Genomic DNA, 23,592 nt, shown 5'->3' on the forward strand with positions numbered 1-23,592 from the left:
CACGAAGGACCCTGCGATGACCCCCGAACACGCCTCCGAGCTCACCGCCAAGGTCTGCGCCCTGGCCCCCGTGATCCCTGTCCTGGTGATCGACGACGCGAGCCGCGCTGCCGACCTCGCCCGCGCTTTGGTCGCCGGCGGCCTCCCGGCGCTGGAGGTGACGCTCCGCACCCCCGCCGCGCTGGAGGCCATTGCCGAGATGGCCCAGGTTCAGGGCGGAGTCGTCGGCGCCGGCACCCTCCTCAACGAGAAGGACGTCGAGGCCGCCAAGGCCGCCGGCGCCACCTTCGGCGTCTCGCCCGGCTTCACCCGGCGGCTGCTCGACGCGGCCGAGTCGAACGACCTTCCCATGCTCCCCGGCACCGCCACGCCGTCCGAGGCCATGTACCTGCTCCAGCGCGGCTACTCGGTCGCCAAGTTCTTCCCGGCCGAGGCCAACGGCGGCGTGCCCGTCCTCAAGGCCTGGGGCGCGCCGCTGCCGCAGATCCGCTTCTGCCCCACGGGCGGCATCGGCCTCTCGAACGCCGCCGACTACCTCGCGCTGCCGAACGTCGCCTGCGTGGGCGGCTCCTGGGTCGCGCCCACCGCGATGGTCCGCTCGGGCGACTGGGATGGCATCACCCGCCTCGCCGCCGAGGCCGCGTCGCTCCCGTGCCGGGCCTGACTACTTGGCCCCGAAGGTGAAGCTCGCCCCGTAGCTGCCGTAGCTCGACGTGGTCACGCCGTTCGCGGTGCCGCCCGCGTAGGACTCCTGCCCCGCGACGCGCCGGACCGTGACCTCGCCGCCCTCGGCCCCGATCACGCCCGCATGGCGCGCGGCGGTGCAGATATCGCTGTCCGCCGTGTAGGGCCCCGAGCCCCAGACCGACCGCTGCGGCGCGTCGGACTGGCAGACGCAGGTCGAGACCGCCATCGCCTCCAGCGGCCCGCAGGTCTTTTCGCCGGTGTTCTCCGCCGCCCCCGCGATCACGTAGGCCGAGGGATAGGACCCGTAATCCGAGGTCGTGACCCCGTTCGCCGCGCTGCCGCGATATGCCGATGGCGGGGCCACGCGGTTCGCCGTCACCGGCCCGCCTTCCACTCCCAGCACGCCCGCGTGCAGGGCCGCCGTGCAGATGTCGCTGTCCGCCGTGTAGGGCCCCGAGCCCCAGACCGCCCCCGGAACGAAGCCCGACGGGCAGGAACAGCTCAGGCTCTCGGCCGAATCGGGAAAGGTCGCGCACTGCCCCGGGTCGGCCAAGGCCGGCGCGGCGGGCAGCGCCATGAGGACGGCAAGGACATGGGCTTTCATCGCGGCTCTCCTCCAACGGGCACGGCCCGCGCCGCGACGTTACCCCGCAGCCGCCCCGCGCGCGAGCGGCGGATTCGACCTCCGCCCCCGCGATGCCCCTTGAGCGGGGGCCTCGCACACCTTATCTATGAGGCGTCCGGGCAACCGGACTATGGGCATAAACGCGCACGGAATAAGCGGATCGGACCCGGGGGCGGTACCCGGCGGCTCCACCAATCATCCCTCGTTGGGGGACGGAACGGGGCCGAAACAGGATCGACGAACGTGTAAAGGTGTTTGCTTTGTCCCGGTGAGGTACCACCGTTATCGGTCCAAAACGCATAGTTGCCAACGACAACCGTGCTCCGGCGATGGCCCTCGCCGCCTAACGGCGGTAGAGACCTGAGCCAAAGTCCTGGGGAATAAGCCCCTCAGGCGGGGTTCGCAGGCACCTGGCAACAGAAGCCTGCACTTCCTCCCCTCCCTGGACGGCCTCGACGCGCCCCTTAGCTTGGGCCTCATGCTGCGCGCTTTGCTCTGCGCCCTGGCGGTCCTTTCCGCGCCCCCGGCCGCCGCCGGAGAGGCCGACGGCACCTGCGACACCGCCCTCCTCCTCGCCATCGACGTCTCGAACTCGGTGGACGAGAGCGAGTACCGCCTCCAGATCGACGGCCTCGCCGACGCGCTGAACGACCCGGACGTGAGCGACGCCCTCGTCGTCGCCCAAGCGGCCGTCGCCGTGCTCCTCTGGTCCGGCCCGAGGGAGCAGCTCGCCGCGATCCCCTGGCAGCAGGTTGCCGAGCCGTCCGACGCGCGGCTCCTCTCCACGCGGGTGCGTGCGCTCCCCCGTCCCTATGTCCGATCCGGCACCGCCCCGGCCGAGGCCCTGCTGGCCGCCCTCGACCTCCTTGCGCAGGCGCCGCCCTGCGGACGCCATGTCGTCGATGTCTCGGGCGACGGCGCGCGCAACATGGGCGGCCCGGTCGCTCGGGCCCGCGACGACGCCGTCGCCCAAGGCGTGACCGTCAACGCCATCGCCATCGAGACGGTGGGCCACGGCGTCGCCGACTTCTTCCGCGACGAGCTCGTGACCCCCGGCGGCTTCGTCATGTCGGCGCGCGGCCACCGCGACTACCCCCGCGCGATCCGCGAGAAAATCCTGCGCGAGCTCGCGACCCCCACGGGCTGATTGACCGCCGCCTCGCCACCTGCGACCCATGCCGCACCCGCGAGAGGAGACCGCATGACGCCCGCCAGCGCCACCGCCCCGAGCCTGCGCGAGCTCACCCGCGTCTTCCTCCGCATCGGCCTTCTCAGCTTCGGCGGCCCCGCCGGGCAGATCGCCCTCATGCACCGCGAGCTGGTCGAGGAGCGCCCCTGGCTCTCCGAGCCCGAGTTCCTCCGCGCCCTCTCCTTCTGCATGCTGCTGCCGGGGCCCGAGGCCACGCAGCTCGCCACCTTCGCGGGCTGGCGGCTGCACGGCTATCTCGGCGGCCTGATCGCCGGATGGCTCTTCGTCCTTCCCGGCGCCGCCGTGATCTTCGCCCTGGCTTTCGCCTATGGGGCGCTGATCGACCTGGCTTGGGTCCAGGCGATCTTCCTGGGCGTGAAGGCGACCGTGGTCGTGATCGTCGTCGAGGCGATCCTCCGCGTCGCCCGACGCGCCCTGAAGCAGCCCGCTCACTGGGCCCTCGCGGGTCTCGCCTTCGTGGCGATCTTCCTCTTCGCCGTCCCCTTCCCCCTGGTCGTGCTCGCCGCCGGCCTGTTCGGCGCCGCCACCGCCGGCTCGGCCCCGCGCGACCTCGCCCGGCCGCGCATCCATCCGGCGACGCTGGCCCTGACCCTGGCCCTGGGCCTCGCCCTCTGGGGCGCGCCGGTCGCCCTGACGGCCCTCGCCGACCAGGGCTTCCTGACCGACGTGGGCCTCTTCTTCTCCAAGCTCGCCGTCGTCACCTTCGGCGGCGCCTACGCGGTCCTGAGCTACCTCGCGCAGGAGGTCGTCTCCGGCTACGGTTGGGTCTCCACCTCGCAGGTCATGGACGCCCTCGGCCTCGCCGAGACCACGCCCGGCCCCCTGATCCTCGTCACCGCCTTCGTCGCCATCACGGCGGGGCTGAACCAGGGCAGCGCCCTCCTGGCCCTGGCGGCGGGCCTCATGGCGATCTGGGTCACCTTCGTCCCCTGCTTCCTCTGGATCTTCGCGGGCGCCCCGCTGGTGGACTGGCTCGAGGGCCAGCCCCGGCTCCGCGCCGCCCTCACCGCCATCACCGCCGCCGTGGTGGGGGTGATCCTGAACCTCTCGGTCTGGTTCGCGCTCCACGTCCTCTTCGCCGAGGTCGCACCCCTACGGGCCGGGCCGCTGGACACGACCCTCCCGGACTGGAGCACCTTCCAGCCGCTCGCCGCCGCGCTCGCCCTGGTGGCGGCCTGGCTCCTCCTCGTGCGGCACGTCTCCATGGTCCCGACCCTGGCGCTCGTCGCGGCGCTCGCAGCGGGACTCCACCTTGTCGGGTTGACGTAGGGTCGTTTCGACTTCCCCCTGCCGGGGAATTGCCTATGCTCGGCCCCACGACAACCGGAGGTGAGTACCGTGACGCGTTCGATCGATTATGGGAACCTCATGCACCGCGCGATGCGCGGCCTGATCCACGAGGTCCTGGCGGACGTGGCGGCCAACGGATTGCCCGGCAAGCACCACTTCTTCATCACCTTCGACACCCAGCACCCGGACGTGGAGATCGCCGACTGGCTCTCGGACCGCTACCCCGGCGAGATGACCATCGTCCTCCAGCACTGGTTCGCCGACCTCGAGACCAGCGACGAGGGGTTCTCGGTGACGCTCAACTTCGGCGACAACCCCGAGCCGCTCTACATCCCCTGGGACGCCATCAAGACCTTCGTGGACCCGTCCGTGGAGTTCGGCCTCCGCTTCGAGACCCAGTCCCACGCCGCCTCCGCCGAGCCCGAGACGCCTCCCCCCGGCGGCGACCGCTCCAAGGCCGAGGCCAAGCCGGAGGCCAAGCCCGACCGCAGCGGCGCCGAGGTCCTCAGCCTCGACAAGTTCCGCAAGTAGGCTTCCGTCCCCGCCGCCGCTGCGCTAATGGCGTATGCGACGGTATACCGAAGGGGATTCAGATGACCGCGACGCGCACCGAGACCGACAGCTTCGGGCCCCTCGAGGTTCCGTCCGACCGCTACTGGGGGGCGCAGACCCAGCGCTCGATCCAGAACTTCCCCATCGGCTGGGAGCGTCAGCCCCGCGCCATCGTCCACGCGCTGGGCTACATCAAGCAGGCCTGCGCCGAGGCCAACAAGGCCCGCGGCGCCCTCAAGCCCGAGATCGCCGACGCCATCATCGCCGCCGCCGCCGAGGTGGCGAGCGGCAAGCTCGACGATCACTTCCCTCTCGTCGTCTGGCAGACGGGCTCCGGCACCCAGACCAACATGAACGCCAACGAGGTCATCTCGAACCGCGCCATCGAGATGCTGGGCGGCCAGTTGGGCTCCAAGACGCCCGTCCACCCCAACGATCATGTCAACATGGGCCAGTCGTCCAACGACACCTATCCCACCGCCATGCACGTCGCCGCCGCCATGGTCGCCCGCGACGTCCTCCTCCCCGGCCTGACGCACCTCCTCAAGGCGCTGGTCACCAAGTCCGAGGAGTTCGCCGACATCATCAAGATCGGCCGCACCCACACCATGGACGCGACGCCCCTGACCTTGGGCCAGGAGTTCGGCGGCTACGCCCACCAGGTCCAGAAGGCCATCGAGCGGATCGAGCGGGCCCTCCCCGATGTCCACGAGCTGGCCCAAGGCGGCACCGCCGTCGGCACCGGCCTGAACTCCCCCGTCGGCTGGGGCGAGACGATTGCCGCTGGCGTCGCCCGCCTCACGGGCCTCCCCTTCGTGACCGCCCCCAACAAGTTCGAGGCGCTCGCGGCTCATGACGCCCTGACCCAGCTCTCGGGCGCGATCCGCACGGCCGCCTCGGGCATCTACAAGCTCGCCCACGACATCCGTATGCTCGGCTCCGGCCCCCGCTGCGGCCTGGGCGAGCTCAAGCTCCCCGAGAACGAGCCCGGCTCCTCGATCATGCCGGGCAAGGTGAACCCGACGCAGGTCGAGGCCATCACCATGGTCTGCGCCCACATCATGGGCAACGACGCCGCCGTGGGCTTCGCCGACAGCCAGGGCCACTTCGAGCTGAACGTCATGAAGCCGATGATCGCCTATAACGTGCTGCAATCCATGCAGCTCCTGGGCGACGCCGCCGTGGCCTTCACCGACAACTGCGTCGCCGGCATCGAGGCCGACCGCCAGCGCATCGACAAGCTCATGCGCGAATCGCTCATGCTGGTCACGGCCCTCGCCCCCACCATCGGCTATGACAAGGCCACCACCGTCGCGAAGACCGCCCACAAGAACGGGACGACTCTGCGCGAGGAAGCGATTAACCTCGGCTACGTGGACGCGGAGACCTTCGACCGCGTCGTCCGCCCCGAGGAGATGATCGCCCCCTCATGACCGGCTCCGTCACCAACCTGAACCGCGCGCGCAAGGCGCTCGACCGCTCCAAGGAGAAGGCGCAGGCCGACGCCAACGCCCTGAAGCACGGCCGCACCAAGGCCCAGCGCCTCCTCGAGGCCGCGCAGGCCGAAAAGGCCAGGCGCGCCCTCGACCAGTCGAAGTTCGAGGACGAGTGAGCAGCACCCGCCCCGTCAAGCGCTCGCTCACCCTCCACGGCCACCGCACGAGCGTCTCGCTCGAGGAGGCCTTCTGGCAGGAGTTCCGCCGCCTCGCCGCCCGGGACGCCCTGCCCCTGAACCAGCTCGCGGAGCGCATCGACGAGGCCCGGGGCGACGTGGGCCTCGCCTCGGCCATTCGCGTCTACGTGTTGGAGCGGGCGCTCGCGGAACGCTGACCGCGTCTCATCCGTTCGCCGGAGGCAAGGGAGCCTCCGATGACCGCCGCCATCCTCCACGCCTCGACCCGACCCCTGCCCAACAGGATCATCGACGCGCGGGTCTGGCTGACCCTGGCGCGGGCGGGCACCGTGGTCTTCGCGGCCGGGCTCGCGACGCTCCTGCTGCTCCACCGCTGGGACGAGGCCAAGATCGCCGCCGCGTTCTTCGCGCCGCTCGCGGCCCTGATGGTCGCGCGTCACGGCCTCCCCAGCCTCCTCGTCGCGGTGATCGTGGGCTGCTTCCTGATCAGCGGCGCGGGCTGGGCCTGGGACTGGTATGGCCTCTTCTGGTGGTTCGACGTGGTGCTCCACTTCGTGAACCCGCTCGTCATGATGGCGGGCTCCATGTTCATGCTGTGGAAGGCCGACCTCCTCGCGCACGCCCCGCGCAAGGGCCGCTTCGTCCTCTGGTCCACGGCCATCGGCTTCGCCCTCGGCGTCGGCTGGGAGGTGATCGAATGGACCTACCTCCCCTTCGAATGGCCCGACACGATCCTCGACGTCGTCATGGACACGGCCGGCGCCGCGCTCGGCGGCTCCTTCGCCATCTGGCTCATCGAGCAGCGCGGCCTCGCCCCGGCCGGCCACCGGCACGAGCATCTCCTGCGTCTCGGCGCCTGGGCCCGCCACCGCGTGCCCCGGCCCGTTCCCGCTCCGATCCGCGCGGCGCCCCCGCGCCGCTGACTCAGCCGATCGTCGCGAGCGACGGGAAGGTCTCCAGCAGCCACCAGGAGAAGGCCGTGAACTGCCCCGTGAGCATCAGGAGCCCCACGGTCCAGAGCAGCAGCCCCGAGGTCCGCTCGATCCGCTCCATGTGCCGCTTCATCCAGCGCATGAAGCCATGCAGGCTCGGGAAGAACGCGGCCACCAGCAGGAACGGGATGCCCAGCCCCAGCGCGTAGGTGGCGAGCAGGGCCGTCCCCCGCGCCACGTCGGCCTGCGTCGCGGCCAGCCCCAGGATCGCCCCCAGGATCGGCCCCAGGCAGGGCGTCCAGCCGAAGGCGAAGGCCAGCCCCAGCACGTAGGCCCCCAGAGCCGAGCCGCCCCGGTCCCCCGCGTCGAGCCGCGCCTCGCGCGCGAGGAACGGGATGCGCAGCACGCCCAGGAAGTGCGCCCCGAACACCATGATGACGATCCCCGCGACCGGCACGAACCACCCCTGCCACTGCAGGAGCGCCCGCCCCATGGCCGAGGCCGCCGCGCCCAGGAGCAGGAACACGGTGCTCAGCCCCAGCACGAAGAACGCCGCCGCCAGCAGCGCCCGCCTGCGCGCCTCCCTCGCCTCGGCCATCTCGCCGACCGACACCCCGCCCATGTACGCAAGGTAGGGCGGCACGATGGGCAGGACGCAGGGGCTCAGGAACGACAGGAGCCCCGCCACCAGCGCGACCGCCATCGCCGGAAGCAGCGTCGCGTCGAGGATCATGTCGGAGGTGAACATCGCTTCGTCCGTGGCTGGCCTTCGGCCGCAGTCCTACCCCGCCCGGCCGCCCTCGTCACGGGACAGGGCGTCACATCTGCGGGCGTGGCATTGGCCCCACACGATGGCCCGGAAGCGCCCGCAAGGCCTCTGCCCGCTCGCACCATGCACCCGCGCCGCCTGGCCTCGTCGGACAGGGGCAGGCCACCTCCGCCACTGCCTCAGGGCGGGCTTCGGCCCACCACGCGACGGCTGCCGCTCGCGCCACGCCCCTCCCATCCGCCCGAAGGTGGGGTTTCACCCGAGCATCCCAGGCCGGTTCCGGGTGCCGCCGTCGCGTGACGGGGTGACGCCCCGATTCGCAGCCCGCGCCCCTATCACACCGCAAAGGGGCGTTGCGTCGCCCCCTCCCGAGCACCGTTCGTTGGTCTCGCAATTCGTTAACATCTGCGTGGCATCCTGCTCCCCGAACACACGAATCAGACATCCGGGACCTGACCCCCGCCGAGCCCCAGACCACCCCCGCGCCAAGCGCGCAGATCGGGTGCAGGCCAGGCGGAGCGCAGCCCCGGAGGACCAGGAGCCACCATGAAGAGCCTCCCGGCCTGACAGCCGGGACCTGCAACAGCGCGACGCCACGCGGCCACATAACGGGAACGGGAGATCCTCCCCGCGTCCCCCATAGACTCAAGCCCGCCGACGAGGCGGTCCGGATAGGTCCCGAAAACCCCCTCGCGCCGGGGCGGACGAGGCAACCCGGAGGCCCCGCGGGATTGAAGTCATTTCAGGGGCCCTGCCTTCCCCCTCCCCCCGAAACCTCCTACCAAGCCGCATCCGCAGCCGGAGCCCGCCCGTGTTCGACGCCCTCATCGACCTCGCCAACGACCTCCTGCCCGTCGTGGCCGCCCTGATCGTCGCCGGCAGCGCGATCGGCTTCATGGCGGGGCTCTTCGGCATCGGCGGCGGCGCCATCTCGGTGCCGGTCTTCTACCAGGTCTTCGGCGTCCTGGGCTTCGACGAGGCCGTGCGGATGCCGCTGGCCGTCGGCACCTCCCTGGCCGTCATCATCCCGACCTCCTTCATCTCCGCCCGCGCTCACCTGCGGCGCGGCACCGTGGACATGGGCCTCCTCAGGCTCTGGGCCGTCCCGGTGATCGCGGGCGTCGTCCTGGGCTCCGTCATCGCCCGCTTCGCCGACCCCTGGGTCTTCAAGCTGGTCTTCGTCGGCGTCGCCGGGGTGAACGCGATCAAGCTCCTCTTCGGCGGCGAGGGCTGGCGCATCCGCGACGGCCTCCCCGGGCGGGCGGTGCTGCGGCTCTACGGCGTCGTGACGGGCCTGCTCTCCGCCCTCATGGGCATCGGCGGCGGCTCGATCACCAACCTCCTGCTGACCCTCCACGGCGTGCCGATCCACCGCGCCGTCTCGACCGGAGCCGGCGCAGGTGTCCTGATCGCGCTCCCCGCGACGCTGGGCTACGTCTACGCCGGCTGGGGCAAGCCCGGCCTCCCGCTGGACGCGACGGGCTACGTCTCCTGGCTCACCGTGGCCGCCACCGTGCCCACGACGCTGATGACGACGCGCGCCGGGGTCGCCCTCGCGCACCGCCTCTCGCGCCGCGCGCTCGAGACGGCCTTCGGCCTCTTCCTGCTCTTCGTCTCGGCCAGGTTCCTCTGGGACCTGCTCTGACTCAGGCCTCGGCCGGCACCAACGGACCCGACCGCCGCCCTTCGCGCAGGTAGCGCGCATAGCCCAGGTCCGCCGTCTCGATGTCCGCCCGACGCCCCGAGACGATGTCGGACAGCACCCGGCCCGAGCCCGCCGCCATGGTCCAGCCCAGCGTCCCGTGGCCCGTGTTGAGGAACAGCCCCGGCACCGGCGTCCGGCCCACCACCGGCGTCCCGTCCGGCGTCATCGGCCGCAGCCCGCACCAGAACGCCGCCAGCGCGGTGTCGCCCGCCCCCTCGAAGAGCCCTTCGACCGAATGCAGCAGCGTGGCCTTCCGGCGCTCGGGCAGCGACAGGTCGAACCCGGCGATCTCGGCCAGCCCCCCCACGCGGATGCGGTCCCCGAGACGGGTGATCGCCACCTTGTAGGTCTCGTCCATCACGGTGGAGACCGGCGCCCGCCCCTCCTCGATGATCGGCAGCGTCAACGAGTAGCCCTTGACCGGATAGACCGGGAGCCTGAGCCCCAGCGACCGCACCAGCACCGGCGAGTAGCTCCCGAGCGCCACCACGACCGCATCGCCCCGGACCTCGCCTTCCGACGTCACCGCCCCCCGCACGCGCCCGTCCTCGACGATCAACCGCTCGATGGCGACGCCGTAGCGGAACTCGACACCTTCGCCGGCCGCACGCTCCGCCAGCGCGGTCGTGAACTTGAAGCAGTCCCCGGTCTCGTCGCCGGGCAGGCGCAACCCGCCCGCGATCTCGCCCGCGGCCCCTTCAAGCCCCGGCTCCACCGCAAGGCATCCGGCCGCGTCCAGCACCTCGAAGGCCACGCCGCCCTCGCGCAGCACGGCGATGTCCTTCTCGGCCGCCTCGACCTGCGCTTCCTTCCGGAAGAGCTGGAGCGTCCCCTGCGTCCGCTCGTCGTAGCGGATGCCGGTCTCGTTCCGCAGGTCCTCCAGGCAGTCGCGCGAGTATTCCGCGAGCCGCACCATCCGCGCCTTGTTCACCTTGTAGGCCTCGGTCGTGCAGTTCCCCAGCATCCGCGCGAGCCAGCCCAGCTTCGCGAGGTCCGGCCGAGGCTGCACGACCAGCGGCGCGTGCTTCTGGAACATCCACTTGAGCGCCTTGAGCGGGATGCCCGGCGCGGCCCAGGGCGCGCTGTAGCCGGGGCTCACCTCGCCCGCGTTGGCGAAGGAGGTCTCCCGCGCCGGAGCGGGCTGGCGGTCCAGGACGACGACTTCATGACCCGCCCGGGACAGGTACCAGGCCGAGGTGACGCCGATCACGCCGGCTCCGAGGATCACGATCTTCATGGGGCTGCTCCCGACTCCAAGACAGGGAGCGGTATCGCACGACCACGCCTGAAGCTTTTCCCGTATACCTGTTTCCGATAGGAAACTTTAGGATGATCTTGCGATATACTGCGGATGCGCAATGACATCGGCGGCCACATACGGCCAGGGCGCAAGAACCTCCGACGTCGAGGAGGAGTTCCAGTGTCACGGCAGCCGTCCCCCGGCTTGCAAGAGGCCGAGCCGATGTCTACCCCTGTTCCAGGAGGGCGCCATCTGAGATGGCGGAGGAGGCGAACCATGGACGATGCACTCACCGCACCGCTGAGGCGCCTGCCCCTGCGCGACCTGCACCTCTCCCGGGGCGCCCGCCTCGTCCCCTTCGCGGGCTGGGAGATGCCGGTCCAATACGAGCCCGGCGTCATGGCCGAGCACCTCCATACCCGCGCGAGCGCCAGCCTCTTCGACGTGAGCCACATGGGCCAGGTGCTCTTGCGGCCCCGCAACGGCTTGGAGCACCTCGCCCTGGCGCTCGAGGCGCTGGTTCCCGCGGACATCCTGGGCCTGCCCGAGGGTCGGCAGCGCTACGGTCTCCTGACCGACGACTCGGGCGGAATCCGCGACGACATCATGGTCACGAACCGGGGCGACCACCTCCTCGTCGTCGTCAACGCCTCGATGCGTGACGCCGACCTCGCGCATCTCCGGGACGGGCTGGGCCAGACGGAGGTTCAGGAGGTCACCGACCGCGCCCTCCTCGCGCTCCAGGGCCCGGCCTCCGAGGCCGCGCTCGCGACCCTCGTCCCCGGCGTCGCGACGATGCGGTTCATGGAGGCACGTGTCGCCCCTTGGCAAGGCTCCGAGCTCTGGATCTCCCGCTCCGGCTACACCGGCGAGGACGGGTTCGAGATCTCCATCCCAAGCGTTGCCGCCGAAGCCTTCGCCATGGCCGTCCTCGGGCAGCCGGGGGTCCTCCCCGCCGGTCTCGGCGCCCGCGACTCCCTCCGGCTCGAGGCCGGGCTGCCTCTCTACGGCAACGACATCGACCGCACCACCAGCCCCGTCGAGGCTGGTCTCTCGTGGTCCATCGGCAAGGCCCGCCGCCCCGGCGGGGCCAGGGCCGGCGGCTTCGCGGGCGCCGACCGCGTGCTGCGGCAGTTGGAGCTCGGCGCACGGAGGGTGCGGGTCGGCCTGAGACCCGAGGGACGGCAACCCATGCGGGCCGGCACCGCGCTGATCGGCCCGGACGGCCACGTGGGCCACGTCACCTCCGGCGGCTTCGGCCCGACCCTCCAGGCCCCGGTGGCCATGGGCTATGTCGATGCCACCCTTGCCGCCCCCGGCACCGATCTCACGGGCGAGGTGCGCGGCCGCGCGCTCCCCGTGAAGGTCGCCCCGCTTCCCTTCGTTCCCCCCTCGTTCAAGCGCTGAGGACCCCGCATGAAATTCACCGAAGACCATGAATGGCTCCGCGCCGAGGGCGACGACCTCGTCGTCGTCGGCATCACCGAGCACGCCGCCAAGGAGCTGGGCGACATCGTCTTCGTCGAGCTGCCCGAGATAGAGGCCATGGTCGCCCACGGCGACGAGGTCGTCGTCATCGAGAGCGTCAAGGCCGCGTCCGACATCCTCGCGCCGATCGACGGAGAGATCGTCGAGGTCAATGCCAAGCTGACCGAGAACCCGGGACTCGTGAACGCCGACCCGCTCGGCGCCGGCTGGTTCTTCAAGATCCGCGTCGACGACATCAGCGTGCTCAACGACTTCATGGACGAGGACGAGTATCAGGAGATGATCGCCTGAGATGCCCTGGCAGCCCACCGACTACGATCCCGACGACTTCGCCAACCGCCGCCATATCGGCCCCAGCCCCTCCGAGATGGAGGAGATGCTCCGGGTCGTAGGCACCGAGAGCCTGGACGCGCTGATCGACGAAACCATCCCCGCCTCCATTCGCCAGGACGCGCCTCTCTCCTGGGCGCCGCTGACCGAGGCCGGGCTTCTCCAGAAGATGCGAGAGGTCGCCGCGAAGAACCGGGTGATGACCTCGCTCATCGGGCAGGGTTACTACGGCACCTTCACTCCACCGGCCATCCAGCGGAATATCCTGGAAAATCCGGCCTGGTATACGGCCTATACACCCTACCAGCCCGAGATCGCACAGGGCCGGCTCGAGGCGCTGCTCAACTTCCAGACGATGGTTGCGGACCTGACCGGGCTGCCTGTCGCGAATGCCTCGCTCCTCGATGAGGCGACCGCAGCCGCCGAGGCGATGACGATGGCGGAGCGGTCGGCCAAGTCCAAGGCCCGGGCCTTCTTCGTGGCCGACGACCTGCATCCGCAGACCGTCGCGGTGATCCGGACGCGGGCCATGCCCCTTGGGATCGAGGTGATCGTAGGACCTTCGGAAACCCTCGATCCGTCAAGGGTCTTCGGGGCGATCTTCCAGTACCCGGGCACCTACGGCCATATCCGTGACCTGTCGGCCGACATCGCGCGGCTGCACGAGGCCAACGCCCTTGCCATCGTCGCGACGGACCTTCTCGCGCTGACCCTGCTCAAGGAGCCGGGCGCCATGGGCGCCGACATCGCCGTCGGCTCGGCGCAGCGCTTCGGCGTTCCGATGGGCTACGGCGGCCCGCACGCCGCGTTCCTGAGTTGCCGCGACGCGTTGAAGCGCTCCATGCCGGGGCGGATCGTGGGCGTCTCGGTCGACGCACGAGGGAACCGCGCCTACCGCCTTGCGCTCCAGACCCGCGAGCAGCACATCCGCCGCGAGAAGGCGACCTCCAACGTCTGCACGGCGCAGGCGCTGCTGGCGGTGATGGCCTCGATGTACGCTGTCTTCCACGGCCCTCTTGGCCTCCGCGCCATGGCCGAGAGGGTCCATATCTCGACCCAGCGCCTCGCCCGGGCCCTCAGGGCCGCCGGCGCGCGTGTCTCGCCCGAGCATTTCTTCGACACGATCACGGTCGAGGTTGGCGTCGGTCAGGCGGGCATCCTCGCCGCCGCGCGGGCCGAGGGGCTCAACTTCCGCAAGATCGGCAATGACTGCGTGGGCATCTCGCTCGACGAGACCACCGACGAGAACGTGCTCCTGCGCGTCCTGCGGGCCTTCGGCATCGACGCCGCGGCGCCCCATCGCGGCGAGGTGGCGATCCCCGAGGGCCTGCAGCGGCAGTCGGACTACCTCACGCACCCCGTCTTCCACATGAACCGCGCCGAATCCGAGATGATGCGCTACATGCGCCGTCTGTCGGATCGGGACCTCGCGCTCGACCGGGCCATGATCCCGCTCGGCTCCTGCACGATGAAGCTCAACGCGGCGGCCGAGATGATGCCCATCACCTGGCCGGAGTTCGGGCAGATTCATCCCTTCGTGCCGCGCGACCAGGCCCGGGGCTACCAGGAGGCCATCGAGGACCTGTCGCGGAAGCTCTGCGAGATCACGGGCTACGAGGCTTTCTCCATGCAGCCCAACAGCGGCGCGCAGGGAGAGTATGCGGGGCTCCTGACGATCCAGGCCTATCACCGGGCCAAGGGGGACCATGACCGCAAGGTCTGCCTGATCCCGACCTCGGCGCACGGGACGAACCCGCCTCGGCGCAGATGGCGGGAATGGAGGTGGTCGTCGTCAAGACGGCGCCGAACGGCGACATCGACATCGAGGACTTCCGCCAGAAGGCCGAGGCCGCGGGGCGCCGCCTCGCCGCCTGCATGATCACCTATCCCTCGACCCACGGTGTGTTCGAGGACACGCTGCGCGAGGTCTGCCAAGTCACGCATGACCACGGCGGGCAGGTCTATCTCGATGGCGCCAACATGAACGCCCTCGTGGGCCTCGTGAAGCCGGGCGAGGTGGGATCGGACGTGTCTCACCTGAATCTCCACAAGACCTTTGCCATCCCGCATGGCGGCGGCGGTCCCGGCATGGGGCCGATCGGGGTCAAGGCGCATCTGGCGCCCTACCTCCCCGGCCACCCCGAGTCCGGCGGCGAGGGTACGGTCTCGGCGGCGCCCTATGGGTCGGCCTCGATCCTGCTGATCTCCTGGGCCTATTGCCTGATGATGGGCGGCTCGGGCCTGACGCAGGCCACCAAGGTGGCGATCCTCAACGCCAACTACATCGCGGCGCGGCTGCGAGGTGCCTACGACGTCCTCTTCGCCGGGAACCGCGGACGGGTGGCGCATGAGTGCATCCTCGACACCCGGCCCTTCGCGGAGCATGGGGTGACCGTGGACGACCTCGCCAAACGGCTGGTCGACAACGGCTTCCACGCGCCGACGATGAGCTGGCCGGTGGCGGGAACGCTGATGGTCGAGCCCACGGAGTCCGAGCCCAAGGCCGAGATCGACCGCTTCGTCACGGCGCTCCTCGCGATACGGGAGGAGATCCGGGCGGTCGAGCGCGGCGAGATCAAGGCCGAGGAGAGCCCGCTCCGCCATGCGCCCCACACGGTCGAGGACCTCGTGGCCGACTGGACTCGGGCCTACTCGCGCGAGCAGGGCTGCTTCCCGCCGGGCGCGTTCCGGGTGGACAAGTACTGGCCACCGGTGGGTCGCGTGGACAACGCCTATGGAGACCGGAACCTCGTCTGCGTCTGCCCGCCCTTGGAGAGCTACGCCGAGGCGGCGGAGTGAGGCGCCCCTAGGCGGGCGCCTTCACCCCGTAGATCCGCTCGGCGTTCCGCCAGCCGATCTGGTCCTGCTCGTCGGGCGATAGCTCGGCGAGCACGGCCTGGGTGATATCCAGCCAGGCCGGGAGGCCGGCGCCGAGGTTCACGACCGGCCAGTCCGAGCCCCAGACCATGCGACCTGGCGTGAAGGTCGAGACGACATGGTCGATCCAGGGCCGCAGGGTCCCGAGCGACGCGGTCCCAGGGGTCGCGTATGCGCTGATGCCCGAGAGCTTCACGTTGACGTTCGGGCAGGCGGCCACCTCCTTCAGCCCCTCGGCCCAGATTTCCCAGCCGCCGCCGGCAATGTCGGGTGTCCCGCAATGATCGAGGACAAACGTCATGTCCGGGCAGGCCTGCGCCAGGTCGCGAGCGAGCCAAAGGGTGCGGCCCAGCACGTTCACGTCGAAGGGGTAGCCTGCGCGGCCGATCCTGCGGACGTTCGTGCGGAAGCGGTCCGAGACGGAGACATCCTCGGCCACATCCTCGTGCAGGATGCGCCGGTAGCCCACGACGCCGAGGTCCCTGCCCTCGTCGATCCAAGCCTCGAAGCCCTTGTCCGTCTCCGGACGGCAGTTGGCGATCTGGCCAAGGAGCCTCCCCTCGCGAACCAATCCCGCGATCCAGCGCGACTCGGCCTCCCAATCGAGGGCGGCGACCTCCATGAAGATCGAGCCCGCGACGCGGCCGCCGTAGAGGTCGAGCGCCTCCTCCAGCGGGAAGTCCCGCTGGAGCGGCGGCACCCGCTCGGTCCATGCGTGGCCTGTGACCGAGCGGTCCACGAGATGGAGGTGCGTGTCGATCAGCCTCATCGCACCGGTCCCGGTCAGTCGTCCGCGACGCAGGCCTGGCGCTGGTCGCCAAGGCCCTGGATGCCGAGCTCCACGACCTCGCCGGCCTTGAGGTAGCGGGGCGGCTTCATGCCCAGGCCCACGCCGGGCGGCGTGCCGGTCGAGATCACGTCGCCGGGGTGGAGCGTGAAGAACTGGCTGAGGTAGCTCACCAGGTAGGCCACGCCGTAGACCATGGTCCGCGTGGAGCCGTCCTGCATCGTCTGGCCGTTCACGCGGCAGTACATCGTCAGGTCCTGCGGGTCCGCGACCTCGTCGCGGGTGACCAGCCAGGGGCCGAGCTGGCCGAAGTTGTCGCAGCTCTTGCCTTTGGTCCACTGGCCCTGCCGCTCGGCCTGGAACGACCGCTCCGACACGTCGTTGGCGACGGCGTAGCCGGCGACGTGCCTCAGCGCATCGGCCTCGGAGATGTACTTGCCCTTGGTCCCGATGATGACGGCAAGCTCGACCTCCCAGTCGGTCTTCTCGGATCCGCGCGGGATGATGATGGGGTCGTTGGGCCCGCAGATCGCCGAGCTGGCCTTCATGAACAGCACGGGCTCGGAGGGGACCTTCATCCCGGACTCCGCCGCGTGGTCGGCATAGTTCAGGCCGATGCACATGAACTTGCCCGTGCCGCCCACGCAGGCGCCCAGCCGGGTCGAGGGATCGACGACGGGAAGGCCCGAGGGGTCGACGTCGCGGAGCCGGCTCAGGCCCTCGTCCGACAGCACGTCTCCGGCGATGTCGGGCACGACGCCCGACAGATCCCGGATCGTGCCGTCCGTGTGCATCAGGCCGGGCTTCTCGGAGCCCCTATCCCCATGGCGCAGAAGCTTCATGCGTTTGTCCTCAGATGCGGGTGGTCGTCCCGGCCGATCGCCGGGCGACCGCGTGCTCCCTGTTCACGGGAGTGTGTCGCAGGCTTCGGCGGGGGATGCAACGGCGCTGCGCCCTGTGGCCTCGGGGCCACGATGACGGCGGCTCGCACGAAATCGGCCGTGCGAGGGGGGGTCGAATCGTGGCATTCTGTCCCCAGGACCCGGCCAGAGGTCTTACCCGAGAAACGTGAGGACGGCCGAGGGAGTTGAGTCCTCGGACCATCGAGTGAAGGACCAGGACCATGGTGGACAAGCAACCCGGAGCCCCTCAGGCCTCCGAGCAGCCGGGGTCGTCCCCGGCTCAGGGCCAGCAGATGACGGCCTCGCAGAGCGGCGCGACGCCCAAGGCGCCCGGCTTCGCGGCCTTCGGGACCAGCGGCGGGGCGGCCATCGTGTTCCGCGACCTGGCGAGCATATGAGTTTCCGTCCCGGAGCACGCAGCGGCCCGCCTCTCCCTCGGGCTGTTCCGGGACACCTGGCGGCCAGGGGAACGGAGTCCCGATCTCCCACGGAACCCCGCTCCCCTGGCCCCTCTTTCTGACAGGTCCGGCGGCATGGCCGCGATCTCCTCCCTCCGCAACATGGGCCCGGCCAGCGAGGCGGCCTTCCGCAAGGTCGGAATCAGCACGGCCGAGGAGCTGCGGGACCTCGGGGCCGACGCGGCCTATGCGCGGCTGCTGGAGGCGGGGGAGCGGCCGCATTTCATCGGCTACTACGTGATCCACATGGCGCTTCAGGGACGCCCCTGGAACGACTGCAAGGGGGCCGAGAAGGTGGCGCTGCGCGAGCGGTTCGATGCGTTGAAGGCCCGGCATTGCGACCCGGGGCTGACGCGGGTCGAGGCGGAGCTCGACATGTTCGGGGTCGGGCTGCGACGGTAGGGCCTTGCGCTGCGATTCGGTTCCGTTAGGGAATTGGCGTGCAACCCCCGGTTGGAGCCCTGGATGACGCTGACGCGCCGTAGCCTCTTCGTGCTTGCCCTTCTTCCCGTCGCCGCCTGCGGCCCCCGGCCCGAGCGGGACAAGGCGCCTACGGCCGCCGCCCGCTACGCCGGCAACACGCCCGAGATGCAGGCGATGATCCGGCGCTACGCGTCCTTCCTGGAGATCCCGTCGGAGCTCCTCGACCATGTGGTCCGGGTGGAGAGCGGCTACAACCCGGCGGCGAGGAACGGGCCCTATTGGGGGCTCATGCAGATCAACCCGCAGACGGCGCATACGATGGGCTATCGCGGGCCGGATTCGGGGCTGCTCGACGCCGAGACGAACCTGAGGTTCGCGGGGGCCTATCTGCGCGGGGCCTACATCGTGGCGAACGGCAACCAGACGCGGGCCTACGACTGGTACAAGCGCGGCTACTACTACGAGGCGAAGGCCCGGGGGCTCCTGGAGGAGACGGGGCTGCGGCGGGCCTGAGCGGGAGCACCGCGCGGGGCGGGGATCGGTTGGGCGGAGTCCGCCCTGGGGTCTGTCGTGCATCTCTGTGTCTCGGCTGGCGGCGCGGGTCCCTTGGGGGCGAGCGCCGGATGATTCGTCCTGTTGAGAGACAGGATGCCGGACAAAGGTAAACGAATTGCGAGGGTAACGCGCGTTGGGTCCGAGGGGACGCAACGCCACAAGATGTTGTGCCCGATCAGAGGCGACGGACCTCCTGGGCGCGGATCACGACCTCGTCCTGGCGGAAGTCGCGTTCGAGCGATTCGCGGGTGGCGCGCCACCAGAGCTCGTCGAGGGCGTCGGCCATGACCTCGAAGATGACGATGTCGTCGCGGGATTGGCCGTCATCGGCATCCCAGAAGCCCTCGGCCGGGCCGCGCGCGTAGACGGTGACGCCGCCGAAGCGGGCGGTCAACTCGCGGCGGAGAGCGGTGAAGAGGGAGCGCGGGAAGGGCTGGCCGGCGTTGTCGGCGGTGGGGAGGAGGATCTGGATGAGGTGCATGGGGGAGTATTCGAGAGGCCTAATACACGACTTGCGTGAGGTCCTGTCACCGGACCCCACGCCGCATACCCGCCCTACTTCGGCTTCTTCGCGGAGGGCCTGGTCCTCTTGTCCTGCGCTTGCGTAAGCGCCGACGCTGCCGCACTTCGTGCGGCCGGACTCGAGTTGGGATCCCTCAAGACCTTGCCAGCGTTAGAGGCTGCCTTAGCGCCTGTCACTTCAGAGTTCTTCTTCGTCATGATTGTCTCCGCAGTCAAAGGGACAGCAGAGCGCCACAGGTTTGCGGCGCCCTGCTCTGCACGGCCTCACTAGGCCTCAGCCTCGCACATCACGCACACGAATCGGCCGAAGCCGTCATGTTCGAGATTCGCCCCGCACTCAGCGCACTTTGAACTCAGGTGAGCCCTGATCAAAGAAACTGGCCGGTAAGTCTGGGACGCCACACAGTGGCTCGGCGGTCCAGATGGAGTGAGGATGACTTCGTAGACAATCCTGAGACTTGTGGTCTCCATATGCGTTCTCCGATGCTGGCCCCCTGTCTGCCCTTGGCAGATTCAGGTTGGCCCCCTTCGGCACGCCATTGCTCGCTGTCCTCGTTCTTGGCTTTTTGTTGCCATCGACCCGTTAGGGGCGAGGATGCTTGTCCCACAGCGTGCACACCAATGCGGGCAGGCTGGGGCGCGAACCTGGACCGTTCGCGCCCCAACCCCAATTTCCTCAGCTACACCCGCTCGTCCCCCCGCAGGTATTGCACTTCATGCAGGTTCCGTTCCGCACCAGCGTGTAGTTGCCGCATTCGCCGCAGGGGTCGCCCTCGTAGCCCTGGATGCGGGCCTTGTCGCGGGCGCTGATCGTGCTCGTTGCGATGGCGGTCGTGGAGGTCGAGACCTCGTAGGTCGCCTTGGGCTCGGCGAGGCCGAGGCTCGTGCCGATCAGGTCCTGCGGCAGGCGCTTCCTCAGGTAGCCCGTGGAGCTGATCTGCTTGAGGAGGTTGAGCGACTGGGTCGCCACGCTCTCGCCCATGGGGACCACGTTCCGCTCCGCCTCGCCCTGCCCCAGCTCGTCGAAGCTCGGCCCCTTGGGGGCGACATGGGCGAGGTCGGTGCGGTCGAGGTAGCTGATCGCCAGCTCGCGGAAGATGTAGTCGAGGATCGAGGTCGCGGACTTGATCGAGTCGTTGCCCTGGACCATGCCCGCGGGCTCGAAGCGGGTGAAGGTGAAGGCGTCGACGAACTCCTCCAGGGGGACGCCGTATTGGAGGCCGACCGAGACGGCGATGGCGAAGTTGTTCATCATCGCCCGGAAGCCCGCGCCTTCCTTGTGCATGTCGAGGAAGATCTCGCCCAGGCGGCCGTCGGCGTATTCGCCAGTGCGGAGATAGACCTTGTGGCCGCCGATGATCGCCTTCTGGGTGTAGCCCTTGCGGCGGGCGGGAAGCTTGTCGCGCTCGCGCGAGCGGACCTCGCGGATGATGACCTTCTCGACGATCTTCTCGGCGAGGACGACGGCCTTCTCGGGCGCGGTGCCGGTGGCGAGCACCTCCTCCGCCTCCTCGTCGCCGTCGATAAGGGCGGCGGCGAGCGGCTGGGAGAGCTTGGAGCCGTCGCGGTAGAGGGCGTTGGCCTTCACCCCGAGGGACCAGGACAGCATGTAAGCGTCCTGGCAGTCGGCGATGGTCGCGCCGTTCGGCATGTTGATGGTCTTGGAGATGGCGCCGGAGATGAAGCTCTGGGCGGCGGCCATCATGGTGATGTGGCTCTCGACCGAGAGGAAGCGCTGACCCTTCTTGCCGCAGGGGTTGGCGCAGTCGAAGACGGAGAGGTGCTCCTCGCGCAGGTGGGGGCGCCTTCGAGGGTCATGGTGCCGCAGACGTGGTCGTTGGCGGCGTCGATCTGAGCCCGCGTGAAGCCCAGGTGGCGGAGCATGTCGAAGCCCGGGTCGTTCAGCCGCGCGGCCGGGATGCCGAGGGTGCCGGTGCAGAACTCCTCGCCCAGCGTCCACTGGTTGAAGACGAAGCGGATGTCGAAGGCTTGCGGGAGGGCGGCCTCGATCTTCTCGATCTCCTCGGGGCCGAAGCCGTGGCCGATGAGGGCGGTGTGGTTGAGGCCGGGGGCGTTGCCGAGCGTGCGGTGGCCGACGGCGTAGGCGATGACCTCCTCGATCTCGGCGGAGGAGTAGCCGAGCTTGTCCAAGGCGGCGGGGACGGACTGGTTGATGATCTTGAAGTAGCCGCCGCCGGCGAGCTTCTTGAACTTCACCAAGGCGAAGTCGGGCTCGATGCCGGTGGTGTCGCAGTCCATGACGAGGCCGATCGTGCCGGTGGGCGCGATGACGGTCGTCTGGGCGTTGCGGAAGCCGTGCGCCTCGCCCAGCGAGAGGGCGTCGTCCCAGGCCTGCATGGCGAGCTCGGAGAGGCGGGCATCGGGAACGTTGGCGTGGTCGAGGGGAACGGGCTTGACGGCAAGGTTCTCGTAGCCGCCCGCCTGGCCATGGGCGGCGCGGCGGTGGTTGCGGATGACGCGGAGCATCGACTCGCGGTTGCGGTCGTAGGCGGCGAAGGCGCCGAGCTCGGCGGCGATCTCGGCGGAGGTGGCGTAGGCGGTGCCGGTCATGATGGCGGTGAGGGCACCGCAGAGGGCGCGGCCTTCGGCCGAGTCGTAGCCGAGGCCCATGTTCATCAGCAGGCCGCCGATATTGGCGTAGCCGAGGCCCAGGGTGCGGAAGTCGTAGGAGAGCTGAGCGATCTCCTTGGACGGGAACTGCGCCATGGTGACGCTGATCTCGAGCGTCAGCGTCCAGAGCTTGACGGCGTGGACGTAGAGGGCCGCGTCGAGCTCCTGCCCGTTCCAGAAGGTCAGGAGGTTCAGCGAGGCGAGGTTGCAGGCTGTGTCGTCGAGGAACATGTATTCCGAGCAGGGGTTCGAGCCCCGGATCGGGCCGTCGGCCGGGCAGGTGTGCCAGGCGTTGACGGTGTCGTGGAACTGGATGCCGGGGTCGGCGCAGGCCCAGGCGGCGTGTCCGATCTGGTCCCAGAGGTCGCGGGCCTTGATGGTGCGCGTGACCTTGCCGTCGCGGCGTCGTCGATGAGGTTCCAGTCCCCGTCGGCCTCCACGGCGCGGAGGAATGAATCAGTGACGCGGATCGAGTTGTTCGAGTTCTGGCCCGAGACGGAGGCATAGGCCTCGGAGTCCCAGTCGGTGTCGTAGGTCGGGAACTCGATGGAATCGAAGCCTTGGCGGGCGTAGTCGAGGACGCGCTTGATGTAGGTCTCGGGGATCGCGCACTTCTTGGCCTCGCGGATCGCGGCCTTGAGGGCGGCGTTCTGCGACGGGTCGAAGGCGTCGGCGGCGTCCCCGTCCCAGGACCGCAGGGCCTCGAAGATGGCGTTGAGGCGCTTCTCGTGCATCTTGGAGCCGGCGACGAGCGAGGCGACCTTCTGCTCCTCGGTGACCTTCCAGTTGATGAAGGCCTCGATGTCGGGATGGTCGGCGTCGACGATCACCATCTTGGCGGCGCGGCGCGTGGTGCCGCCGGACTTGATGGCGCCCGCGGCGCGGTCGCCGATCTTGAGGAAGCCCATCAGGCCGGACGACTTGCCGCCGCCTGAGAGCTTCTCGCCCTCGGCGCGCAGGGAGGAGAAGTTGGTCCCCGTCCCGGAGCCGTACTTGAAGAGGCGCGCCTCGCGGACCCAGAGGTCCATGATGCCGCCTTCGTTCACGAGGTCGTCCTTCACGGACTGGATGAAGCAGGCATGAGGCTGCGGATGCTCGTAGGCGGAATTCGAGCGGGTGAGCTCGCCGGTCTGGAAGTCCACGTAGAAGTGGCCCTGCGCCGGGCCGTCGATGCCGTAGGCCCAGTGGAGGCCGGTGTTGAACCATTGCGGCGAGTTGGGCGCGCCCATCTGGCGGGCGAGCATATGGCGCATCTCGTCGTAGTAGGCGCGGGCGTCGGACTGGTCCGTGAAGTAGCCGCCCTTCCAGCCCCAGTAGGCCCAGGCGCCGGCGAGGCGGTCGAAGACCTGCTTGGCGCTGGTCTCGCCGCCGAGCGTCGCGCCCTTGGCGGGGGTGGAGCGCCAGAGGAACTCGGGCACGCCCTCCTCCCTCACGCGCGAGGCCTTGGACGGCACGCCGGCCTTGCGGAAATACTTCTGGGCGATGACGTCGGCGGCGACCTGCGACCAGGCCTCGGGCACCTCGAGGGTGTCGAGCTTGAACACCGTCGTGCCGTCGGGATTGCGGATCTCGGAGGCCGTCGTGCGGAAGGCGATGCCCTCGTAGGCGTCCCGCCCTTCCGTCGTGAATGCGCGCGCGATCTTCATGGCGTCCTATCCTCATGTCGTTTCGAAAGCCGAGGCCGTTCGGCGACTGCGTGGCAGCGCCGTTCCCGTTGTCCCGATTCTCGTCTACGTTTCGTTACTGCCCGTCTCGTCCCACCAGATATAGTGGGCTTCTGGTGCCTCAACACACTCTGAAGTATCGCGTTCCACGCTGCAATTGGAATTGTGTTGTGGATAAGCCACGCAAAGCTGTTGACTCGAATGACGATCCGAGTCCCTGTGGATAAATACGAGTCGCGCACGAGATGCCCCCGCGACTATCCACAGCCCCGTCGAAAGGGCGTGGCGATCGCGTCACATCAGGCGAGATTA

The 23,592-nt window shown here is 69.6% G+C and carries 20 protein-coding genes, 1 other RNA gene and 2 pseudogenes; 16 read left to right on the plus strand and 7 right to left on the minus strand.

Going from position 1 to position 23,592, the window contains the following annotated elements; translation table 11 throughout:
- Positions 1–16 precede the first annotated feature (16 nt).
- Positions 17–664, plus strand: a complete 648-nt coding sequence (gene eda / locus RUMESO_RS14405; RefSeq protein ID WP_037281235.1) for a bifunctional 4-hydroxy-2-oxoglutarate aldolase/2-dehydro-3-deoxy-phosphogluconate aldolase — start codon at positions 17–19, stop codon at positions 662–664.
- On the opposite strand, the gene RUMESO_RS14410 is transcribed toward eda, so the two are convergent.
- Positions 665–1,291 carry an LCCL domain-containing protein gene (locus tag RUMESO_RS14410; RefSeq protein WP_051521340.1) on the minus strand — a complete coding sequence of 209 codons (627 nt, stop codon included), beginning with the start codon at positions 1,289–1,291 and terminating at the stop codon, positions 665–667.
- 95 nt (positions 1,292–1,386) lie between these two features.
- On the opposite strand from RUMESO_RS14410, the gene ssrA reads away from it, so the two are divergent.
- The 8 genes from ssrA (at position 1,387) to RUMESO_RS14445 (ending at position 6,920) form a co-directional block, all read left to right on the plus strand.
- Positions 1,387–1,743, plus strand: a transfer-messenger RNA (tmRNA) gene (ssrA, locus tag RUMESO_RS24335).
- A 47-nt stretch (positions 1,744–1,790) separates the two neighbouring features.
- Entirely contained in the window at positions 1,791–2,459 is a 669-nt protein-coding gene (locus RUMESO_RS14415) for a VWA domain-containing protein (protein WP_037281236.1), read from the plus strand.
- Between the two features lie 54 nt (positions 2,460–2,513).
- Complete coding sequence (gene chrA, locus RUMESO_RS14420; RefSeq protein WP_037281237.1) at positions 2,514–3,791, plus strand: chromate efflux transporter; 1,278 nt, start codon at positions 2,514–2,516, stop codon at positions 3,789–3,791.
- 69 nt (positions 3,792–3,860) lie between these two features.
- Positions 3,861–4,343, plus strand: a complete 483-nt coding sequence (locus RUMESO_RS14425; RefSeq protein ID WP_037281238.1) for an SspB family protein — start codon at positions 3,861–3,863, stop codon at positions 4,341–4,343.
- 62 nt (positions 4,344–4,405) lie between these two features.
- On the plus strand, positions 4,406–5,797 hold the full coding sequence (fumC, locus tag RUMESO_RS14430) for a class II fumarate hydratase (RefSeq protein WP_037281239.1): 1,392 nt from the start codon (positions 4,406–4,408) through the stop codon (positions 5,795–5,797).
- Positions 5,794–5,976 carry a DUF4169 family protein gene (locus RUMESO_RS14435; RefSeq protein WP_037281240.1) on the plus strand — a complete coding sequence of 61 codons (183 nt, stop codon included), beginning with the start codon at positions 5,794–5,796 and terminating at the stop codon, positions 5,974–5,976. The genes fumC and RUMESO_RS14435 overlap by 4 nt, the downstream gene beginning before the upstream one ends.
- Positions 5,973–6,194 carry a ribbon-helix-helix domain-containing protein gene (locus RUMESO_RS14440; protein ID WP_037281241.1) on the plus strand — a complete coding sequence of 74 codons (222 nt, stop codon included), beginning with the start codon at positions 5,973–5,975 and terminating at the stop codon, positions 6,192–6,194. Before RUMESO_RS14435 ends, RUMESO_RS14440 begins: the two co-directional genes overlap by 4 nt.
- A gap of 39 nt (positions 6,195–6,233) precedes the next feature.
- The gene (locus RUMESO_RS14445; protein WP_037281242.1) at positions 6,234–6,920 is read left to right on the plus strand and encodes a hypothetical protein; all 687 of its coding nucleotides are present in this window, start codon (positions 6,234–6,236) and stop codon (positions 6,918–6,920) included.
- A 1-nt stretch (position 6,921) separates the two neighbouring features.
- On the opposite strand, the gene RUMESO_RS14450 is transcribed toward RUMESO_RS14445, so the two are convergent.
- A complete protein-coding gene (locus RUMESO_RS14450) occupies positions 6,922–7,677 on the minus strand; it encodes a cytochrome c biogenesis CcdA family protein (RefSeq protein ID WP_037281243.1) in 756 nt (251 codons plus the stop codon).
- A gap of 832 nt (positions 7,678–8,509) precedes the next feature.
- Between RUMESO_RS14450 and RUMESO_RS14455 the strand changes: the two genes are divergently transcribed.
- Positions 8,510–9,343, plus strand: a complete 834-nt coding sequence (locus RUMESO_RS14455) for a sulfite exporter TauE/SafE family protein (RefSeq protein ID WP_245639286.1) — start codon at positions 8,510–8,512, stop codon at positions 9,341–9,343.
- Between the two features lies 1 nt (position 9,344).
- Here the strand turns inward: RUMESO_RS14455 and RUMESO_RS14460 are convergent, their stop codons facing one another.
- Positions 9,345–10,706, minus strand: a complete 1,362-nt coding sequence (locus tag RUMESO_RS14460) for a D-amino acid dehydrogenase (RefSeq protein WP_342670783.1) — start codon at positions 10,704–10,706, stop codon at positions 9,345–9,347.
- 213 nt (positions 10,707–10,919) lie between these two features.
- Between RUMESO_RS14460 and gcvT the strand changes: the two genes are divergently transcribed.
- The 3 genes and pseudogenes from gcvT to gcvP all read left to right on the plus strand — a co-directional run bounded on the left by gcvT (position 10,920) and on the right by gcvP (position 15,260).
- Complete coding sequence (gcvT, locus tag RUMESO_RS14465; protein ID WP_037281245.1) at positions 10,920–12,050, plus strand: glycine cleavage system aminomethyltransferase GcvT; 1,131 nt, start codon at positions 10,920–10,922, stop codon at positions 12,048–12,050.
- 9 nt (positions 12,051–12,059) lie between these two features.
- A complete protein-coding gene (gcvH, locus tag RUMESO_RS14470) occupies positions 12,060–12,422 on the plus strand; it encodes a glycine cleavage system protein GcvH (RefSeq protein WP_037281246.1) in 363 nt (120 codons plus the stop codon).
- A gap of 1 nt (position 12,423) precedes the next feature.
- A pseudogene (gene gcvP / locus RUMESO_RS14475) lies at positions 12,424–15,260 on the plus strand (aminomethyl-transferring glycine dehydrogenase).
- Between the two features lie 7 nt (positions 15,261–15,267).
- Here gcvP and RUMESO_RS14480 read toward each other — a convergent pair.
- A complete protein-coding gene (locus tag RUMESO_RS14480; protein WP_037281247.1) occupies positions 15,268–16,107 on the minus strand; it encodes an amidohydrolase family protein in 840 nt (279 codons plus the stop codon).
- Between the two features lie 14 nt (positions 16,108–16,121).
- Positions 16,122–16,967, minus strand: a complete 846-nt coding sequence (locus tag RUMESO_RS14485) for a fumarylacetoacetate hydrolase family protein (RefSeq protein WP_037281248.1) — start codon at positions 16,965–16,967, stop codon at positions 16,122–16,124.
- Positions 16,968–17,248: 281 nt separating this feature from the next.
- Between RUMESO_RS14485 and RUMESO_RS25230 the strand changes: the two genes are divergently transcribed.
- The 3 genes from RUMESO_RS25230 to RUMESO_RS14495 all read left to right on the plus strand — a co-directional run bounded on the left by RUMESO_RS25230 (position 17,249) and on the right by RUMESO_RS14495 (position 18,421).
- Positions 17,249–17,425: a hypothetical protein gene (locus RUMESO_RS25230; protein WP_156362952.1), complete on the plus strand. Its 177-nt coding sequence runs from the start codon at positions 17,249–17,251 to the stop codon at positions 17,423–17,425.
- Positions 17,426–17,560: 135 nt separating this feature from the next.
- Positions 17,561–17,887 (plus strand): TfoX/Sxy family protein, encoded by a 327-nt coding sequence (locus RUMESO_RS14490; RefSeq protein ID WP_037281249.1) that lies wholly within the window; start codon positions 17,561–17,563, stop codon positions 17,885–17,887.
- A 63-nt stretch (positions 17,888–17,950) separates the two neighbouring features.
- Positions 17,951–18,421: a transglycosylase SLT domain-containing protein gene (locus RUMESO_RS14495; protein WP_037281250.1), complete on the plus strand. Its 471-nt coding sequence runs from the start codon at positions 17,951–17,953 to the stop codon at positions 18,419–18,421.
- A gap of 217 nt (positions 18,422–18,638) precedes the next feature.
- Here the strand turns inward: RUMESO_RS14495 and RUMESO_RS14500 are convergent, their stop codons facing one another.
- Positions 18,639–18,944, minus strand: coding sequence for a hypothetical protein (locus tag RUMESO_RS14500; protein ID WP_037281251.1), 306 nt, complete (start codon positions 18,942–18,944; stop codon positions 18,639–18,641).
- Positions 18,945–19,661: 717 nt separating this feature from the next.
- Positions 19,662–23,262: pseudogene (locus RUMESO_RS14505) on the minus strand (vitamin B12-dependent ribonucleotide reductase).
- Positions 23,263–23,592 lie beyond the last annotated feature (330 nt).

Origin of the sequence: Rubellimicrobium mesophilum DSM 19309 (assembly GCF_000600335.2) — a bacterium.
GTDB classification, from domain to species: Bacteria; Pseudomonadota; Alphaproteobacteria; order Rhodobacterales; family Rhodobacteraceae; genus Rubellimicrobium; species Rubellimicrobium mesophilum.